The sequence below is a fragment of the Campylobacter gastrosuis genome (genome assembly GCF_030249845.1).
Lineage (GTDB): Bacteria > Campylobacterota > Campylobacteria > Campylobacterales > Campylobacteraceae > Campylobacter_A > Campylobacter_A gastrosuis.
Genome location: NZ_JANURM010000002.1, coordinates 284339 through 302450, shown reverse-complemented (window position 1 = coordinate 302450; position 18112 = coordinate 284339). Strand labels below are relative to the sequence as shown.

Annotated in this window: 17 protein-coding genes; 1 reads left to right on the top strand and 16 read right to left on the bottom strand. The window is 38.3% G+C overall.

All coding sequences use genetic code 11. From position 1 onward, the window contains the following. Positions 1-45: 45 nt before the first annotated feature. Positions 46-468 (top strand): ThiF family adenylyltransferase, encoded by a 423-nt coding sequence (locus tag NYG85_RS03490; RefSeq protein WP_349252797.1) that lies wholly within the window; start codon positions 46-48, stop codon positions 466-468. Here NYG85_RS03490 and NYG85_RS03485 read toward each other — a convergent pair. The 16 genes from NYG85_RS03485 to NYG85_RS03410 are packed head-to-tail and all read right to left on the bottom strand — an operon-like array spanning position 465 to position 18070. Then, positions 465-1265 (bottom strand): phosphatidylserine decarboxylase, encoded by an 801-nt coding sequence (locus NYG85_RS03485; RefSeq protein ID WP_284937090.1) that lies wholly within the window; start codon positions 1263-1265, stop codon positions 465-467. The two genes, NYG85_RS03490 and NYG85_RS03485, sit on opposite strands and share 4 nt — an antisense overlap. A 1-nt stretch (position 1266) precedes the next feature. After that, a complete protein-coding gene (locus NYG85_RS03480; protein ID WP_284937089.1) occupies positions 1267-2385 on the bottom strand; it encodes a metallophosphoesterase in 1119 nt (372 codons plus the stop codon). Beyond that, positions 2379-3449, bottom strand: a complete 1071-nt coding sequence (gene ribD / locus NYG85_RS03475) for a bifunctional diaminohydroxyphosphoribosylaminopyrimidine deaminase/5-amino-6-(5-phosphoribosylamino)uracil reductase RibD (protein WP_284937088.1) — start codon at positions 3447-3449, stop codon at positions 2379-2381. The genes NYG85_RS03480 and ribD overlap by 7 nt, the downstream gene beginning before the upstream one ends. Then, on the bottom strand, positions 3446-5299 hold the full coding sequence (gene mnmC, locus NYG85_RS03470; RefSeq protein ID WP_284937087.1) for a bifunctional tRNA (5-methylaminomethyl-2-thiouridine)(34)-methyltransferase MnmC2/FAD-dependent 5-carboxymethylaminomethyl-2-thiouridine(34) oxidoreductase MnmC1: 1854 nt from the start codon (positions 5297-5299) through the stop codon (positions 3446-3448). The genes ribD and mnmC overlap by 4 nt, the downstream gene beginning before the upstream one ends. Beyond that, positions 5296-6639, bottom strand: coding sequence for an N-acetylmuramoyl-L-alanine amidase (locus NYG85_RS03465; protein WP_284937086.1), 1344 nt, complete (start codon positions 6637-6639; stop codon positions 5296-5298). Before NYG85_RS03465 ends, mnmC begins: the two co-directional genes overlap by 4 nt. After that, on the bottom strand, positions 6632-7723 hold the full coding sequence (locus NYG85_RS03460) for a nitronate monooxygenase (RefSeq protein ID WP_284937085.1): 1092 nt from the start codon (positions 7721-7723) through the stop codon (positions 6632-6634). Before NYG85_RS03460 ends, NYG85_RS03465 begins: the two co-directional genes overlap by 8 nt. Next, a complete protein-coding gene (gene tyrS, locus NYG85_RS03455; RefSeq protein WP_284937084.1) occupies positions 7723-8928 on the bottom strand; it encodes a tyrosine--tRNA ligase in 1206 nt (401 codons plus the stop codon). Before tyrS ends, NYG85_RS03460 begins: the two co-directional genes overlap by 1 nt. A gap of 15 nt (positions 8929-8943) precedes the next feature. Continuing rightward, positions 8944-11118 carry a RelA/SpoT family protein gene (locus NYG85_RS03450; RefSeq protein ID WP_284937083.1) on the bottom strand — a complete coding sequence of 725 codons (2175 nt, stop codon included), beginning with the start codon at positions 11116-11118 and terminating at the stop codon, positions 8944-8946. After that, positions 11105-11320: a DNA-directed RNA polymerase subunit omega gene (locus NYG85_RS03445; protein WP_284937082.1), complete on the bottom strand. Its 216-nt coding sequence runs from the start codon at positions 11318-11320 to the stop codon at positions 11105-11107. Before NYG85_RS03445 ends, NYG85_RS03450 begins: the two co-directional genes overlap by 14 nt. Positions 11321-11336: 16 nt before the next feature. Next, positions 11337-12053: a UMP kinase gene (pyrH, locus tag NYG85_RS03440; RefSeq protein WP_284937081.1), complete on the bottom strand. Its 717-nt coding sequence runs from the start codon at positions 12051-12053 to the stop codon at positions 11337-11339. Positions 12054-12113: 60 nt separating this feature from the next. Continuing rightward, positions 12114-13334 carry a murein hydrolase activator EnvC family protein gene (locus tag NYG85_RS03435; RefSeq protein WP_284937080.1) on the bottom strand — a complete coding sequence of 407 codons (1221 nt, stop codon included), beginning with the start codon at positions 13332-13334 and terminating at the stop codon, positions 12114-12116. A 2-nt stretch (positions 13335-13336) separates the two neighbouring features. Then, a complete protein-coding gene (locus NYG85_RS03430; RefSeq protein ID WP_284937079.1) occupies positions 13337-14128 on the bottom strand; it encodes a cell division protein FtsX in 792 nt (263 codons plus the stop codon). Then, positions 14115-14786: a cell division ATP-binding protein FtsE gene (locus NYG85_RS03425; RefSeq protein ID WP_284937078.1), complete on the bottom strand. Its 672-nt coding sequence runs from the start codon at positions 14784-14786 to the stop codon at positions 14115-14117. The genes NYG85_RS03430 and NYG85_RS03425 overlap by 14 nt, the downstream gene beginning before the upstream one ends. Then, entirely contained in the window at positions 14774-15961 is a 1188-nt protein-coding gene (gene trmB, locus NYG85_RS03420) for a tRNA (guanosine(46)-N7)-methyltransferase TrmB (RefSeq protein ID WP_284937077.1), read from the bottom strand. Before trmB ends, NYG85_RS03425 begins: the two co-directional genes overlap by 13 nt. After that, entirely contained in the window at positions 15961-17166 is a 1206-nt protein-coding gene (locus NYG85_RS03415; protein ID WP_284937076.1) for a fibronectin type III domain-containing protein, read from the bottom strand. The genes trmB and NYG85_RS03415 overlap by 1 nt, the downstream gene beginning before the upstream one ends. Continuing rightward, entirely contained in the window at positions 17096-18070 is a 975-nt protein-coding gene (locus NYG85_RS03410; RefSeq protein ID WP_432264839.1) for an RluA family pseudouridine synthase, read from the bottom strand. The genes NYG85_RS03415 and NYG85_RS03410 overlap by 71 nt, the downstream gene beginning before the upstream one ends. Positions 18071-18112 lie beyond the last annotated feature (42 nt).

Here is an 18112-nt window from a genome sequence, read left to right as displayed (position 1 = left end):
AAAAATCATTTTATCTAAGTTTTTAATTTTAGTCAAAATTTAACGATTTTTATACTGCTAACAACACGAGTTTTTAATAGGTTTAATTTTAAAGATGAGCTTTTAGGCATAAATCCAGCACTAAATTTAAAAGTCGTAACAAAGCAGATAGCACCCAGCGATTTTGGCGATTTTTTTGGTGCTGATATTTTTATGGATGCGCTTGATGATATTAGTTTAAAGCGTGAAATTTCAAAATTTTGCCTAAAAAATGGCGTGAATTTTACCCACGTTGGCATTAGTGGTAATGCCTTGCAAGTCGGAGTAATTACAACCTTAAAAAATTACAAAAGCGGTAAAAACGGCAGCGAAGTAAGGCTAGGCAACCTTAGCTATGTCGTATCAAGGTGTGCTAGTTTGCAAGTCGCCTTTGCGATAAATTTAAACTTTATGGCAAAAGCGAAGCAAAATTCGTTTTTGAGGATTTAAAAAGTAGCGATTTTTTGACCGAATTTTAGTGGTTTTTGGTAGTCTAAATCATAATTTAAAAGCCCGTTTTCGCTTACAATTACGATTGTTGAGCCAAGCTCAAAATTCCCAAGTCTTTCGCCCTTTTTTACAAAAAGCTCATCGTAGTTGTAGGTTTGCATTTGATTTGCTGTTGCGTTTGTTTTTATGCGTTTATCAAAGCTAAAATTCATCTTGCCAACGTTTAAAGCACCCACAAAAACGAGCCAAAGTTTTGAGCCATTTACCAAGCATTCTAAAACTACACGCTCATTCTTGATATAAAGACTATCAACTTTTCTTAGCCACTTAACCGCAACACTATAAAGCCCGCCCGGTATGTGCAAAGCACGCACTATTTGCATATCGCAGGGTGCGTGATAGTAGTGATAGTCGCGTGGGCTAAGGTAGATATTTGCAAAATCGTAGCCGTTTTTTAGCTCGTAGCTACTCATCGCACCGCCTAAAAGCTCGCTTAGGCTGTAATCTTGCCCCTTTACGCTAAAAGCCATATCGCCTTCGCTCTTGCCAAAGCTAAGGCAGGTGCCGTCACAAGGGCTTATAAAGGCGTTTGGCTCATCATTAAATGGGCGTGGCACGATAAATTCGCGTGTAAAAAGTGCGTTTAGGCTTTTATAGCTTTGCGTGTGCCAAAACTCGCTCATATCAATGCCAAAATGACGCACATACCAGCGATTTATGGGCGTTTGAAACACTTTTGGGAATTCATACTTTGCAATTACGCCAAAAATTTTTGAAATAATGTTGTTAAATGACATTTTAATCTCCTATTAAGTCAAGTATAGCGATCTCACTTGGTGCTAAAATTCTAACCGGTGGCCCCCAAAATCCAGCACCAGAGCTTACATAAACTTGCATTTTATCATTATGTTTATAAAGTCCGTATAAATAGGGCTGATCAAGCAAAACTAGGAGCTGAAAAGGGAAAATTTGCCCTGCGTGAGTATGCCCACAAAGCACCAAATCCACGCTCTTTTGCATTGAATTTATAAATTTTGGCTGGTGTGATAAAAGTATTGTCGGCAGAGTGCTTTTGGTCTGTTTTAGGGCTTGATTTAGGTCTGGTGCTAGGTGGTCAAACTTAGCCCCAGCCAAATCATAAACACCGCATAAATTCACGCCACCAACGACTTTTGAGCTGTTGCCTAAAATTGTAACCCCAACCCCTGAAATTTTCTCTAAAATCCCGTCAATGCCGTGATAATACTCGTGGTTGCCCGGCACATAAAATGTCCCATATGTGCTTTTTAAATCCCTAAGTGGCTCTAAAAAATCGCCGATATTATCAGCACTTAAATCCACCAAATCGCCTGCAATTGCGACTAAATCGGGCTTTGTTTGATTGATTTGATAAACTAGCGTGGCTAGGAATTCTTTTTGTAAAAACTCGCCGATATGAACGTCTGAAATTAAGGCGATTCTAAGTGGGTGTGATAAATTTTTGATTTTTATCTGCCTTTGTGTGATTTTTGGCGGTCTTAAAGCGGTAAAAACTCCACGCAAAAAGTAGCCAAAAAATGCGATTAAAAATGCTAAATCAAAGCAGATTTTTATAAATTTCCGCCTGTTTGCATTAAATTTTGTCTTTCTTAAACTACTTCTTAATATATCATAAATAAGAGCGATACAAAACATAAACCAGCTAAATCCAAGCAGTGTAGCACCAGCTAGATAAACAAAGAGTGAGAGCCTAAAATTTACTAAAACTGAAAGGATAAAAATAAGCTCTAAAATGCTAATTAGATAAAAAATAGGGCGGATAAATTTTAGATATGGCTGTAAAAAATATATCTTTTTAAAAAATCTTTTGTATGCATAAAAATTTAGCAAAACCCCAGCGACAAATGCGACTACAACGACAAATAACCATCTTAACATAACTCATACCACCCATAAATTCCATCATCAATTTTGCTCTGAAAAAGCGGATTTAAACTAAAATCTAACATAACATTTCTGCCAGTTTTAAACTGACTGCTTTGATAGATTAAAAGCCATTTTAAATTAGAAATTTTATGATTAATCATCTCTTTTAAAAGATTTTCTCCGCCCTCATACATTATTAACTTTGCATTTAAATTACATAAACTATTTGAAATTTTTACGCCCCTATTTGGCACATTAAATAGCGGTATCGTTTTATCAAAATCATCTCTTTTTGAGTAGATTAGCACGTCTGGGGCTTTGGCATTTGCCAGTCTTGCATCAAGTCTTGGGCGGTCGGTTCTTACGCTGTTGCCGCCAATTATTAAAAGGTCTAAAACGCCCCTTAATTCGTGAGCGTGAGTTCTGCTTTTTAGGTTTGAGATTATCCCGCCAGTTGCCACGCCGTTTTTTGAAATGGCAAGTTTAAAAAAGCTAAAATTCCCGCTCTGCCACGAGACAAAAGGCTCTAAAAGCTTCTTGCCTTCATCGTTTAAAACACCCATTTTTACGGCGATCCCAGCGTCTTTTAAAATTTTTGCTCCACCGCTTGCGATTTTGTTTAAATCGCTTTGGCTAATGATGACGCTTTTAAATTTTAAAGCGACAAAAAGGTTTGCACAGGGCGGGGTTTTGCCCTGATGAGCACAGGGTTCAAGCGTAACGTAAGCGGTTGCGTTTTTTAGTAAATTTGAGTGATTTTTTAGAATAAAATCATAGCTAAATTTAGCGTCTAAATCGGCGTTTTCAAGCTCATTTTGGTTTTTAAAATTGGTGTTAAAAAATTGATTATAAAGCCTTAAAAACTCGCTTAAAATTTCGCCATTTTTGCTAAAAAGTGCAAACAAAATCGCAAGTGGCTCGGCGTGTAAAAATCCAGCTTTTTTGTGTGCTTTAATGCTTAAAATTCTGCCATTTTCATCTAAAATCACGCACCCAACGGCTGGGTTTGGGTAGGTTAAAACCAAAAATTGCCACGCCTTTTTAATGGCTAAATCCATATAAAACTCATCGTTCATTCTTGTCCCTTTTTTAGTTTTCTAATTAAAAATCTAGCGGCGTGAAGCTCGTAGGCTAGGGATTTTTGTATGCAAAGTGGGCGATTTTTTATGTAATCAGCCACCAGCCTTGCCCCAAGCACTGCTGTGCCAAGTCCACGTGAGCCGTGAGCTATGTTTAAATAGACATTTGGCTCGTATTTTGGGGGTGTTGCGATGCCTTTGTGTTTTAGCCAAAATAACTTTTTGTAGGTAGTTTTGTAAAAATTTTCATCAAAAAGTGGCGAAATTATGGGAGCTCTGTCGCTTGAATAGCTCCTGTAAGCTACGTTTGATTTTACAATTTTTACTTCGTTTTTGTCTAAAAATTCGCTGATTTTTTCTAAATTTTCTATGTCATCGCTTGGTTTTGGAGCGTTAAAAATTTCATTTCGCAAGTAGGTCGCCCCAACCACGCAAACGCCCTTGTAGCAAGGGGTTATGTAGCCTTTTGCACTTATGGGGCAGGGCGGATTAAAGCTGGTTTTAATGTGCGTAACCTGACCTCTAACAAAGCTAAGCGGTAGATTTTTAAAAATCTCTTTGCTGTGACTACCAGAACAAAATATTAAAATATCGGTTTTTATGGTGGTTTTATCTTGAAATTTCACGCTGATTTTGCCGTTTTTTAGGTGCTTGTGCGATTTGTATTCGTGGTTAAATAAAATGTGTAAATTTTTACTTAAAATTTTACACATTTTATTTGGGTGCATTAAAGCTGAGTGGTGGCAAAAAATGTGTGGGTAGGGCGATGATTGCTCGTTAAATTCGTAAATATGAGCGTCATTTAGCGTGGCGTCCTTGTAGCGTTTAATAAGGGTTTCATCGTAAGCGTAATCGGCACAGCCAGTGAATTTTGCTACCGATTTTGGGGCGTTTTGCTTGTAAAATGAGCTTGCGTTTAAAAAGGCATTTTTGTGCATAGCACCAAGTTTCACGCCGTTTTTTGTGATGAGTGGCATTAAAATTCCGCTTAAATTGCTTGACCCATTTGTGGCTACTTCGTTCATTTTTTCGGCTATTTTCACGTTTAGCCCAAGTTTTTTTAGCTCAATCGCCGTTAAAATCCCAGCCACGCCACCGCCAATTATCAGGGCATTTTTTAGATTTTCATCGCTTTGTGGGCGAGAAAAATATGAGAATTTTATATCATCTTTTGGCTGATTTTTAAGCACAGCCCTAATCATTTGGCGTTTTTTGGCATAACCCTTTAAAAGTGTGACTAAAAAGCCATTTTTTTCTAAATTTTCACGCACGATTTTTGCCGATGAGTAGGTGCAAACTACGCCATTTTGGCGTGTTAGCCTTGCAATTTCGCTCATTACTTCATCGCTCCACATTTGCGGATTTTTAGCGGGCGAAAAGCCGTCTAAAAACCAAACATCAGCCTTAAAATCAAGCTCTTTTAGCGTATCAAAAATCTCGCCAAAACAGAGATCAAGCGTGATATTTTTATGAAATTCTAAGCGAAAAATTCCGCTACTTAATGGCGGATAAATTTTAATTAGCCGTTTAACTAAGCCCTTAAAAACGCCAAGTTTTTGATAAATTTTAGCCAAATCATCAACGCAAAATGGCGTTTTTTCAATGCTAACGTAGTGAAGTTTTTTGTCTGTTTTTAAAAATTTAGCACAAAGCGTTAGAAAATTTAGCCCAGCACCAAACCCAGCCTCGCCTACGATAAAACTATCTTTTGTGTCTAAAAGCGTGTCAAAAACGCTAGTAAAAACAAATTCGCTCTCTTTTTCTGGCTTTTGAGTGTTAAAATAAATGTCGTCAAACTCGGCGTTAAAGGCGGTTTCGCCCTTGAAATTTAGCGTGGCGTATCTCATTTGTTTTTGTTAAAATACTCATCAACGCCGTTTGCAATGCCTTGTGCTAGGCTCTCTTGATAACGTTCATCAAAAAGCATTTTGCCCTCAACTGGGTGGGTTATGTAGCCAATTTCAATTAAAACCGCTGGCATTAAAGCACCCACAAGCACCCAAAATGGTGCTTCTCTAACTCCGCCGTCTATTACTTGATAACGCTTATTTTTTAGACTGCTTAAAATTTGAGATTGTATATCAATACCAAGCTTGTTTGAAGCGATGATTTTTTCGCGATTTAAGAAATTTAAAAAGGTCTGCTTTGAGAAAAAATCCATCTCTTCAATGTCAGATTTATTCTCTAATGCGGCTGCGTTTTTGCTTCTTTCGCTTCTTGCTGGGGATAAGAAAAATGTTTCAACTCCACGCATTGTGGCTGCTTTTTGTGCGTTTGGAGCGGCGTTTGCGTGGATTGAAACAAAAAGATCGGCGGATTTATCGTTTGCCATTTTTGTGCGTGAGCGTAAATTTATAAAAAAGTCATTATCTCTTGTGTAAAAAATTTTATAACCTCTGCTTTTTAGCTCGTTGCCAAGCCGTTTTGCCACCTGTAAAACTGCCGTTTTTTCTTGTAGTTTGCCATTTATCGCGCCCGGATCCGTGCCTCCGTGACCGGGGTCAATGACTATGGTTTTTAATGCTCTAACCTGCTTTGGCTGTGCCTTTTGTGGCAGTGGTTTTTGCTTTGCTATTGGTTTAGTTAGGCTCTCGTTTGAGATAAAATTTTTAGTAGCGATTATCAATAAATTTTCATCTATTTTTGCGTCTATATTTTTTTGGGCTTTGTCTTTAAAGACGATTCTGATTGTTTGCTTGTTGTTTTGGGCAATGTTTATCTCTTTTGTGATGAAATTTGTATAACTTAGCGGTTTGCCGTTTAAAATGGCGTTTATATCAATGACATTTCTAAATCCATTTTTGTCATTTAGGGTGAAAATTTTTATATTTTTTGCCAAAATCGGCTGGTTAAATTTTAAAACTAGGGCGTTTTCGCCCTTTGTGGCACTTAAAAGATATGGTAGTTTTGTGGTGGCTTGTTTTGATAAATCTGCTAAATCTTTTTGATATTCGTTTGCGTTTAAATTTAGGGCTTTTGAGCTGATGATTAGGCGATTTAATGCGCCTTTTTGTAGCTCTAAATCATTGCCTACAAGCGATTTTACGTATAAATTTTTAAGCTCGTTGTGAATTTTTTGCTTCGTTTGTTTTGGTGCATTTTTAAAATTCTTATCAAAATTTTCAAAGGTTGCGTTTGCAAAAATCGTGCTTAAAAATAGTAAAATCGCAAGTAAAACTCTAATCATTTTCGCCTTCTATGAGCTTTTTAAACAGCTCTTTAACGCTAATAATCTCATTTAATCGGTAGCCGTTTGCACCGCTAAAAAATAGTCCGCTCTCTTTTTTGCCGCTAAATGCGTCAAAAAGTCTGTCAGCTATGCAGTATCCGACCATTTTTGCCTCTTTGCCACGCCCGCAAGGGCTTACGCAGTTGCTTATGCACTGAATTTTAGGGCCTTGTCGCTTATCAACTAAATTTAATAAATTAGTCCTAATCCCACGTGCTGGGTAGCCAACTGGGCTTTTAATCAGCTCAATGTCCTCTTTTTTGGCGTTTATTAGCACCTCTTTAAAGCCAAGACTTGCGTCGCATTCGTGTGTGCCAATAAAGCGAGTGCCCATTTGAACGCCGTTTGCACCAAGTGAGATGACTTTGTCAATGTCGTTTTTATCCCAAATTCCACCAGCGACAAAGAGCGGGAAGCTACCCCACTGGGCGATCTCATCTTTTACTGGTTTGATTAAATTTTCAAGCTGATAGGCTGGATCTAAGCACTGCTCGTAGGTAAAGCCCTGATGACCGCCACTTAGCGGACCTTCAAGCACAACGGCGTCAGGTAGTCGCTCGTAGCGTTGCATCCAGCGTTTGCATATGATTTTTAGGGCTTTTGCCGAGCTTACGATTGGCACTAGGGCGACATCTTTGAAATTTTGAGTAAATTCTGGCAAGTTTGTAGGCAGTCCAGCACCTGAGATGATGATATTAAAACCAGCCTCGCAAGCATCTTTTACGACTCTTGCGTAGTCGTTTGCTGCATACATTATGTTTGCTGCTAGTGGCAAGTCGCCACAAATTTTACGAGCGTTTGCGATGACGGCTCTTAGTCCCTTTGTGGAGTAGAAATTCTCGCTACCAAAGGGTTTTGCGTTTAGCTCCTTGTCAATGTGAGCTCTATTTTCATAATAACCAGTGCCAACCGAGCTAATCACGCCAAGACCGCCATTTAGACTGACATTGCCAGCTAGCTTGTCCCAGCTTATGCCAAGCCCCATACCGCCTTGAATTATTGGATATTTTATCTCATATTTGCCTATTTTTACAGATTGCATTAAATTACCTTTAACTTTGCAAATTTTCGTTTGCCAACTTGCAAAATATATTCGCCAACGCCAAGTTTTAGTTGCTCGTCAGAGATCTTTTGCTGATTTATGCTGACGGCATTTGCGTTTATATCGCGGCGCGCTTGTGAGTTTGTAGGACTTAGTTTGCATAAAACTAATGCTTCTACGACCCAAGCTGGGGCATTTGTGCTAAATTCGTCAAGCTCGGTTGGGATTTTATTCTCAGAGTGAATTTTATCAAACTCAGCCTTTGCATTTTGTGCCATTTCATCGCCGTGATAACGAGCCGTGATTTCAAGCGCTAAATCCTCTTTTGCCTTTTTTGGATGATACGTGCCGTTATTAACAGAATCTTTTAGCTTTGAAATTTCATCGTTTGATTTTATGCTAAGTAGCTCATACCAACGCCACATAAGCTCATCTGAAATGCTTAGAGTTTTTGCAAACATATCGTTAGCTGGGTCGGTTACGCCGATGTAGTTGCCAAGGCTTTTGCTCATTTTATTGACTCCGTCAAGCCCTTCAAGAAGTGGCATCATAATCACAGCTTGTTCTTTGCCGATGTTGTAGGTTCTTTGAAGTGTGCGACCCATTAAAAGGTTAAATTTCTGATCCGTTCCACCCATTTCAATATCGCACTTCATTGCCACGCTGTCATAACCCTGTAAAAGCGGATACATAAACTCGCTAATTGATATGGAATTCCCAGCCTTATATCGCTTCTCAAAGTCATCTCGCTCTAACATTCTAGCCACGGCAAAGGTGCTTGTAAGCTCAATAATGCCAGCTGCACCAAGCTCGTTGCACCAAGTTGAGTTAAACATTATTATGGTTTTTTCTGGGTCTAAAATTTTAAAAACTTGCTCTTCGTAGGTTTTTGCATTTTTTAAAACCTGTGCTTTATCAAGCTTTTTTCTCGTGGCTGATTTGCCTGATGGATCGCCAATTTGCCCTGTAAAATCGCCGATTAAAAACTGAACGATAGCTCCGTGTTTTTGCAAAAAAGCCATTTTTGTAAGCACGACAGAATGCCCTAAATGCAAATCTGGTGCTGTTGGGTCAAATCCAGCTTTTACGTAGAAATTTTCGCCCTTTTCGTAGAAATTTTTAACTAAACTAACGACCCTTTCTTCATCAATAATCTCGGCAACTCCACGCTTTAACTCGCTAATTATCCTGTTAATATCAACCATTTTTATCCTTTAAATTTAATTGTAAGCGTCATCTTGTGAGGTAAAATCAATGATTTTATAACGCTCTTTTAATCGCTCTTTGACATCATCAGCACTGATATTTTCGCTAATTTCAACGCTTAAAACAAAGTAATTTCGCGAAATATCGCCACTTTCGTTTAAATTTATCGTTGCGACATTTACGCCAAGCCTTGCTAAAAAGGTTAAAAATTCAGCCAAAGCACCTTTGCGGTTTTCTAAATTTAAGATGATTTTGTAGCGGTGTGGGGCGATTTTTGTCCATTTTACAAACGCCATTTCGTTTTTGCCTATCATCTTATTTGCTCTTTCGCAAAGCTTGTGATGAACTAGCACGTTGTGTCCGTTTCTAAATCCGACAATGCTATCGCCTCTTTTTGGGTTACAGCAGTAATCAAACTCAACGTTTGTTATTTTGTGATTTGAGTAGATTACGATATTTTCAAATTTTTGCTTTTTAACGCTGTATTTATCGCCTATGCTAAGCACGAAGGCACGCTCTTTTTTCATATGTTTTTTAAAGATATTTACGACCTCTTGCAGGTAGATTGAATCGGTTGCAATGCGAAAAATTTTCTTGCTTAAATCTTCAACTTCAATCCATTTTGAAATTTTCTCTGGTAAAACATCAAAAATTCCGCTTAAAATTTCAATTGCGATTTTGTGATTTAGCTCACGCATTTTTTGCTTACAAAGCGATCTTATTGTCGCCTTTGCCTTGCCGGTTTTTACGCTATTTATCCACGAACAGCGATATTTTGGCTCATCATCAGTTACAATCCGAACGATATCGCCGTTTTTAAGCTCGGTTAAAAGTGGCACTTTTATGCGATTTACGTAAGCTTCTTTTGCATAAAGTCCAATTTCGGTGTGAATTTCATATGCGTAATCAAGTGCAGTGGCACCACGTGGCAGGGTGAAAATTCCGCCTTTTGGCGAATAAACGGCAATATCTTCAATGTAAAGGCTGTCTTTTGCGTATTCATAAAGCTCTTCTGGGTTATTTTCAGCTTCATTTTGCATACTAATATCATTTAGCCAGTCAAGTTTTGGATTTAAAAGACTGCCACCTTTATACTTCCAATGTGCCGCAACGCCGTATTCTGCGGTCTTATGCATATCGTAGCTTCTAATTTGAATCTCAAAAATGCTCTTATCATCAAAAATTGTTGTGTGTATCGTTTGATAGCCATTTTGTTTTGGCAGGGCGATATAGTCTTTAAAACGTGAGATTAGCGGATTAAAATTTATGTGCAAACAGCCAAGTGCAAGGTAACAATCAAGCGGGTCATTTACGATAATGCGAATGGCTAGTAAATCAAGCACCTCTTCAATGCTAAAACCTTTTCGTTGCATTTTTAGGTAGATTGAGTAGTGGTGCTTTATGCGTTTTTGCATTTCAAAGTTGTTTTCTGAAAAGCCGTTTTGAAGTAAAATTTGCGTTACCTTATCGTAAAAGGCGTTGAGTTTTAGGGCTAGTTGCTGTTTGTGGTCGTTTAAATAGCTGTCAATTTTAGCATATTCATCTGGCAGGATATACTTAAAGCTTAAATCTTCAAGGATATTTTTAATTGATGAAATTCCAAGCCTGTGTGCGATTGGTGCATAGACCATTAGCGTCTCTTCGGCGATTCGCTTTTGCTTTTCTGGGCGAAGTGCGTCAAGAGTTAGCATATTATGAAGTCTGTCGCAAAGCTTAATGACTAACGCCCTGATATCTTCAATAGAAACTAAGAGCATTTTTCTAAATGTAAGGGCTGAGCTTGCTAGTTTTTCATTACTGCTTGAACTAACTAGCTTATCTTCTCTGATTGTTACGATTTTTGTGAGTGCTTCAACTAATTTTGCCACCTCTTCGCCAAATTCAGCCCTGACATCATCTTGCGTGGCGTCGGTATCTTCAACGACATCGTGAAGTATGGCAGCAATTAGCATATTCTCATCGCCACCCATATAAGCGACAATGCAAGCGACTAAAATCGGGTGGATAGCGTAAGGCTCGCCACTCTTTCTGTATTGCCCTGCGTGAAGCGTGATACATTTATCTATTGCTTTTTCTAGCCTATAAGTTGGCTCATAGAGTGAAAAGAGCAAATTTTGGGCGTTTGTAACGCTTTTAATCTCAATAATTTGGCTAATTAACTGCTCTAAAAAGATACTATTTTGTTTCAATAATAGCCTCTAAACCGATTTTGCCCTGTGCTACTTCAAGCAGTGCTATATCTGCTGGTTTTAGTTTTGAAGTGTCTGTATTTACTAAAATTTCAGCACCATTTGCGATAGCCTCAGCCCTTTTTGCAACGACAAGCGATAGCTTGTATCTGTCATCTCCTAGCTGTTTTAGTGCCTGTGCTGTGATTTGTTCTGTTCTCATTTTTATCCTTTGAAATTTATTTTACGATTGAGTAAAGTGCGTCATCATCGCCATTTATAATGCTTAAAAGGTTGCCTTTTTTAAACATATTGCAAACCAAAATCGGTAGTTTATTATCCTGTGCTAGGGCGATAGAGGTATCATCCATTACTTTTATATCATCTTGCATTGCGTCTTTGTAGCTTAGAGTTTTTAAAAGCACAGCGTCGCTAAATTTTGCTGGGTCTTTATCATAAACGCCATCAACCTTTGTAGCCTTAATAATCATATCTGAATTAATCTCAATGGCACGTAAAGTAGCTGCTGTGTCGGTGGTGAAGAAAGGATTGCCAGTGCCAGCTGCAAAGATAACGACACGACCCTTTTCAAGGTGTCTTTGTGCTCTGCCAACGATGAATGTTTCGCAAATCGCCTCCATTTTTATAGCACTTTGCACACGCACATCAACGCCAGTGTGCTCTAATGCCTCGCGCATAGCAATTGAGTTTATCACGGTCGCTAACATCCCCATATGATCTCCACTTGTGCGTTTTATGATGCCGTCGCGCGCTGCGCTTACGCCACGGATAATGTTGCCGCCGCCAATGACTATGCCAACCTCAATATCGTGGCTAACTAGCTCTTTTATCTCATCGGCTATGAATTTTAAAATAGAGTTATCAATACCAAAACCGGTGCTACCGGCTAATGCTTCGCCTGAAAATTTTACCAAGACACGTTTTCTCTTACCCATTATTTGCTCCTTAAAAATTTTAGGATTTTACCCAAAAAGGGTTTAAAATAAGCTAATAAGCTATTTTTGAGCGATCATTTCAAGTGGGTCAATGTGATAGTTTTTTTGCGTTACTTCAAAGGTCAGGTCATCTTTGACCCTGCCGATAATGTAGCCCTTTTGCACTCTGACACCGACCTTTATTGTCGGGGCGATTTGGCTTAGATGAGCGTAGATTGTGTGTATGCCGTTGTCGTTTTCAATGATTATCACTTTATCAAGTAGCTGGGTTTGCTTTGCAAAGACAACCTTGCCATTTAGCACGCTTTTAACCTTTGCGTCTAGGGTTTTTGACCTTAAAACGACAGATTCGTTAAAAATTTTAATGTTATAAATTGGATCAACGTAATTACCAAATTTTTGTTTAACCACAAAATCATCAAGTGGAGCTATCGTTTTAGCCCCAGTGTAGCGTTTAACAGAGCTTGTTTGATAGCTTGAACCAAGCTGTTTTATATCGCCATCTTTTGAGGCTTGTTGCTGTTTTTTTGATTTTTGCTCGGCTGCCTTTTTTTGTGCCTCGTCCTCTTTTTTTGCGATGATTGCTAGCTCTTCAAGTGTCTTTCTAAGCTCATCTTGCTGGATTTGTAGTTTTGCTAGTTTTTTGGTGTAAATTTCTTTATCTCGTTTTAGGTTGGCTATCGCCTTTTTTTGGTTATTTTCAAGGGCAATTAGCTCGTTTTGTTTGCGTTTATGCTCTTTTATTCTGCCCTCAATTTGCTCAATTTTGTTTGATTTTTCTTTGATTAAATTTGAAGTTTGCTCGTAGTTTTTTGCCATTTTTTTAAGGTCATCTTTTAGCACATTATTTAGCTTTGAAAGCACAGATGTCGCTACTATCGCCTCGTCGCTCTCATCAACACCGCCATCTTCAAGGATTAAATCAAGCGAAAAATCCTCGGCGATGATTCTAATAATATTATCTTCGGTCTGTTTTTGTGTGCGGATTAAGTCCTTGTTTTGCTCGTTTAGGTTATCAAGCTCTTTGTTTGCAGCCGTTGCGTTGCCTTCTAAATTTAGGATTTGCTCCTTTGTTTTTAGGATTGATATGGCGATATTTTTTAGCTCTTTTTCGCCGTTTATGATGTCGTTTGCTAAATCATCAAGCTTTTTGTTTAACTGCTGGGATAAAATTTCAGTTGAACGAAGGGAATTTTTATTTGTTTCTATGCGTTTTTTTGTATTTTGCGTTTGAGAAAAGGCGGATAAAAACACAAGGGCGATGATGAGTAAAATTCTCACAGCTAACTTACCCTTTTTGTTACAACGCTAACCATAAAAATGCTAATAAATAGCGAAATACCAAGCAGTGTAGGTGCTTCATCAATGAGTGAAATTTTAGGCACGGCAATGCTAATTTGGCTAATTAACTCTTTTGATGAGATAAAATCTGGCAAAAAGTAAAATATAGCTGTTACAACAAGCGTAGCAACGATACTGCTAAAAATGGCATATCTGTAAAGCACGGCACTTTTTTGCCAAAAACTAGCCCCAAAAAGGCTCATAATCTCAATCCTATCTCTATGCTCAAAGCTCCAAATTCTAATCTGCCTTGACATCAACAAAAGCCCGGTAAATCCGACAATGCCGATAAAAATGTAAGAGATAAATTTAAGTAAATTTAGGGTCTTATAAACTTTATCGTGAGTTCTTAAAAAAGTCTCAACCTTGCTAACGCCGTCAATGTTAAGCAGTTTTTGGCGTATTTGCTTCATATACTCAGTGCTTGGCAGGGCGTTTAGTTTTAGGGTGTAAAATTTTGGCAGGGCGTTTTGTAGGATTGATAAATTTTTGCTTGAAATGTCGTTATTTAGCCGATCAACTATCTTTTTAGCACTAAGTGGCAAAAGCGATGAGAGTGTCGGCACGAGCGGACGAAGCTCTGGCTCGGTTAGCTCTTTTGTTGAAACGATTATTATGTTGTAGTCGCTATTCATCAGCTTTTCATACTCTTTTACGACATTTGCACAAAGCACACTAAACTGCACGGCAAAAAGCAGCGAGATTAGGGCTAAAATAAAGCTAATTGATCTCATTTATCGCTCCATTTTCAATGGCAAAATGTCTATAAGATATGCGTAAATTCATCGGTATATGGTGCGTTACGACCACGATTGTCGTGCCTAGATACTCCCTTGCTGACATCAAAAGCGACCAGATGATATCGCTTGAATACTCATCTAAGTTGCCCGTTGGCTCATCGCATAAAAGCAGGTTTGGATTGTGTGCTAATGCCCTTGCCATAGCGACCCTTTGCTGTTCGCCACCGCTTAATTCAAGTGGGAATTTATCAGCCTTGTGCGACATATTTACGTGTTTTAGCAGTTTTGCGGCTTGTTTTTCGCAGTTTGAGCGTGAAATTCCTTTGATGATTAGTGGTAGCATTACGTTTTTCTCGACGCTCCACTCGTTAATTAATCTGTAATTTTGAAAAATTATGCCAATTCGTTGGCGTAGCTTGTCAAGCTCGTTTTGTGAAATTTTATTTAGCGAGGTTAGGCAAACATTTAGCTCGCCAGCACGCACTGGGATCTCGCCGTAAAACGACTTTAAAAGCGTGGATTTACCGCTACCACTTTTGCCAGTGATGAATACAAATTCATTTGTTTTGACATCTAAATTCCCATTTTTTATGATGACATCTTCGTTTTCGTAGGCTAGGATTAGGTTTCTTGCTTTGATTATACTTTGCATTTTGCTAAGGTGTCCTCTAAAATCCTGTGGGCTTTTAAATTTTGCTTTGTTAGAAGTGGTTTTTTTATAAAATACTCGCAAGTGCCGTTTTCTAGCTTTAAATAGCAGTGTTCTGGCTTATTAAACGCACCAAAGGCGACCTTGATAATAAGCCTGTCTTGTCCGACATAAAGCTTTTCAAAATGGACAAAAATTTCATCATCTTTGTATGTGCTGTCCTTGAAATTTTGTTTTATTTGGGCTAAATCGTAGCTGTTTTTAAACTCAAACTCGGCTAAATTTTCTCTTTTTAAACTCTCATTTTCGCAGGTAAAAATAAGGTCGTAAATATCTTTTTCTTGCTTTCGCCAGCGGTCTTCGTATTTGCTTGAAATTTCTAAATTTTCGTTTTTATTAAGTGCGATTTTGGCGTTTTTTAGGTTTAAAAACAGAGCCAAGCTAAAATCAAAATACTCCCTGCTATCAGTCCTTAGCTCAAAATTCCCACCCATTTTTAGCACCCTTTGGCACTCATTTACAAACTCAGCCGAAACCACTCGCCTGTGCTCTTGCTTATCCCACGGCACTGGGAAGTGTAAGAAAATTTTATCCACTAAATTTGAGTCAATTAGCGATAAAATCAGCCTTGCATCCGTGTTTATCACTCTTACGTTTTTTAAATTTTGAGCGATTGCTAGTTTTGCGACCTGCTCAATGCTTGGCTTATAGACTTCAATACCGATAACTAGGGCGTTTTCGTGATTTTTAGCCTGAAATAAAAGGTGTCTGCCAGAGCCAAAGCCAATCTCAATAAAAATTTTGCTAAATCTGCTTTTTAGCTCGTTAAAATCATCTATAAAAGTATTGATATTTAGGATAAATTCGCCATTTTTTGGCAGTTTTGCTGGTTTGTAAGCCATAGCTTCGCTTATGATTTGGCTTGTGTTTTCATCTTTGTAAATTAAAAGTGCCTTTTGTAAAAGTCCGATTTTGGCTGGTTTTGTTAGCTTTTCGCCTTTGATGATGAAATTTTGGCTCTTTTGGTCTTGTTTCTTAACGATAAAAAAGCTCTCATCGCCACTTTTTGTGTAGATTAGGCTGTGGCTTTTATCGCTTGCCTCCCATAAAAACTCAACATCATCTTTGCCAAACGGATAGGCTCTATTTTTTAGGTTTTTAGCTATGAAATTTGGCATTATTTTACCGCTATTTCAACGCTGTTTGACTTATCAGAGCTTAGTCCAAACTCATCAACGGCAACGACTCTGTATTTATAGGTAGAATTTTGCGTTATATCGCTGTCATAAAAGCTAGTTTCTGTGATATTTGAAAAGCTCTTATCGTCGCCGCCGCCACTTCTAAAAACGCTGTAATAAGAGGCTCTATTTACACGCTCCCAGCTTACATTTATGCCACTGCCGTCAAAATTTGCACTAATTTGTGGTGCATCTGGCTGGGCTAGGGTAGCACCAAGCACTGGCTCGTTTTGTTTTAAGCTTTCAAGTCCGTCAATATCAACAGCTGTGATTTTGTAGTATCTTGTTGCGCCGTTTGAGTTGATTAAATCCTCAAAGCTTGTGTCACTGGTCTTTGCAACGTAAGTGTAAGGCAGAAATTTGCTAATTGCCCTATAAACATTATAATGCGAAAAGTCATCAATTTGTGGAGCTTGCCACGTTAGGACTATCTTTTTTGGTTCGTTTTGTGTGGCGTTTATTTTTGTTACTGGATTTGGTAGCTTTTTAGTCGTGGCTTGTATCACTTCGCTTGGGTTTGAAAGCACGCCAGAGCCGGTTTTTACGTAGATTATATATTTGTAATTTTTGCCCGGTTTTACATTTGTGTCTATAAATTCAGCATTTAACCTGCCATCAATCGTGGCAACGTGGCTAAATTTCTCATCATTTGCATTAGCACGTTTTATCACGTAGCTAACGACGCTAGCGTCAGGGTGCGGTCGCCAGATTAGTTTTACTCTATTTGGCAGTCCAGCGATAGCTTGTGCAAATGGGACTGAATTTAAAAGCGGTTTTGTAGTCGCACTTACGCTCTCGCCCGGATTTGATATAGCACTCTCTGAAAATGTGCGAAGCTGGTATGTGTAGGTCGTTTCAGGTTTTAAATCCGTATCAACGTAATGAGTGGCAAATCTATCGTTTATAACGGCTATGGATTTAAATTTCTGGCTCTTTGTATCAAGTCTGTAAAGCTCATAGCCGATGACTTTTTCATCATTTACGCTAAGCCACTCAAAGCCAATTTGCGTCATATCGCTAATGGTTTTAAGGCTCGTAACCACCGGCAAGGAGGCACTTTGCTGGGTTGGGACGCTAGTTGAGGCACAACCAGCTAGAAACGCCACTAAAAGCGGTATCAAGAAATTTCGTATCAATTTTTTCATCAAATATCTCCTTACTAAACTTGCTTAGTGCTAAATTTTTAAAATCATCGTAAATAGGAGCGGTAAAAACCACTCGTTTTTTCGTTACTGGATGCGTAAAATAAAGCATATAAGCGTGAAGCATAACGCGTGCAATTTTACCTTTTTCGCTCTTAAATCCGTATAAATCATCGCCTAAAATATGGCGATTTATGCTTAAAAGATGAACTCTAATCTGGTGCGTCCTGCCAGTAAAAAGCTTTGCGGCGATTAGGTTTATTCCGTTTTGTGAGATTAAATTTATAAATGCCGATTTTGCACTTCGTCCGTTTGGGATTACGGCGTTTTTTAGGCGATTTTGCGGATTTCTGCCAATTGGTCTGTTAATCACGCAAGGCTCTTTTATCGGCAAATCGGTTAATGCAAGGTAAATTCGCCCCATACTTTTATCGCTTAGCTGGGCTGAGAGTGCGTTGTGAGCGGTGTTATTTTTAGCCACGACTATCGCTCCGCTCGTGCCTCTATCAAGGCGATGAACGATACCAGCCCTTGTGTCGCCGTTTAAATTTGAGAGCATAAAATTATTTTGATTTAGCCACTCAACAAGTGTCGCCTCTTTTAGGCTTAAAGCGCCGTGTGTTACGATATGTGGGGGTTTATTTAGCACTAAAATATCATCATCTTCGTAAATTATAGGCACGTTAAAATTTACTTCATATTCATTTTTAACCTCTTTTTTTTCGCCAAACTTAACACTTATTAAATCATTATCTGAAATTTTAAATGAAGCCTTTGAAATTTCTTTGTTATTTACGCTTACAAGATTGTCTTTTATCAGATTTAGTGCCTGATTTCGTGAAATTTTAAGCTCATTTGCGACTAAAATATCTAATCTTTGTCTTTTATCCGCTCTAAATTCAACCAAATTTATACCTTTTTTTGTTATCATCAAGCCAAAATTTTTTTA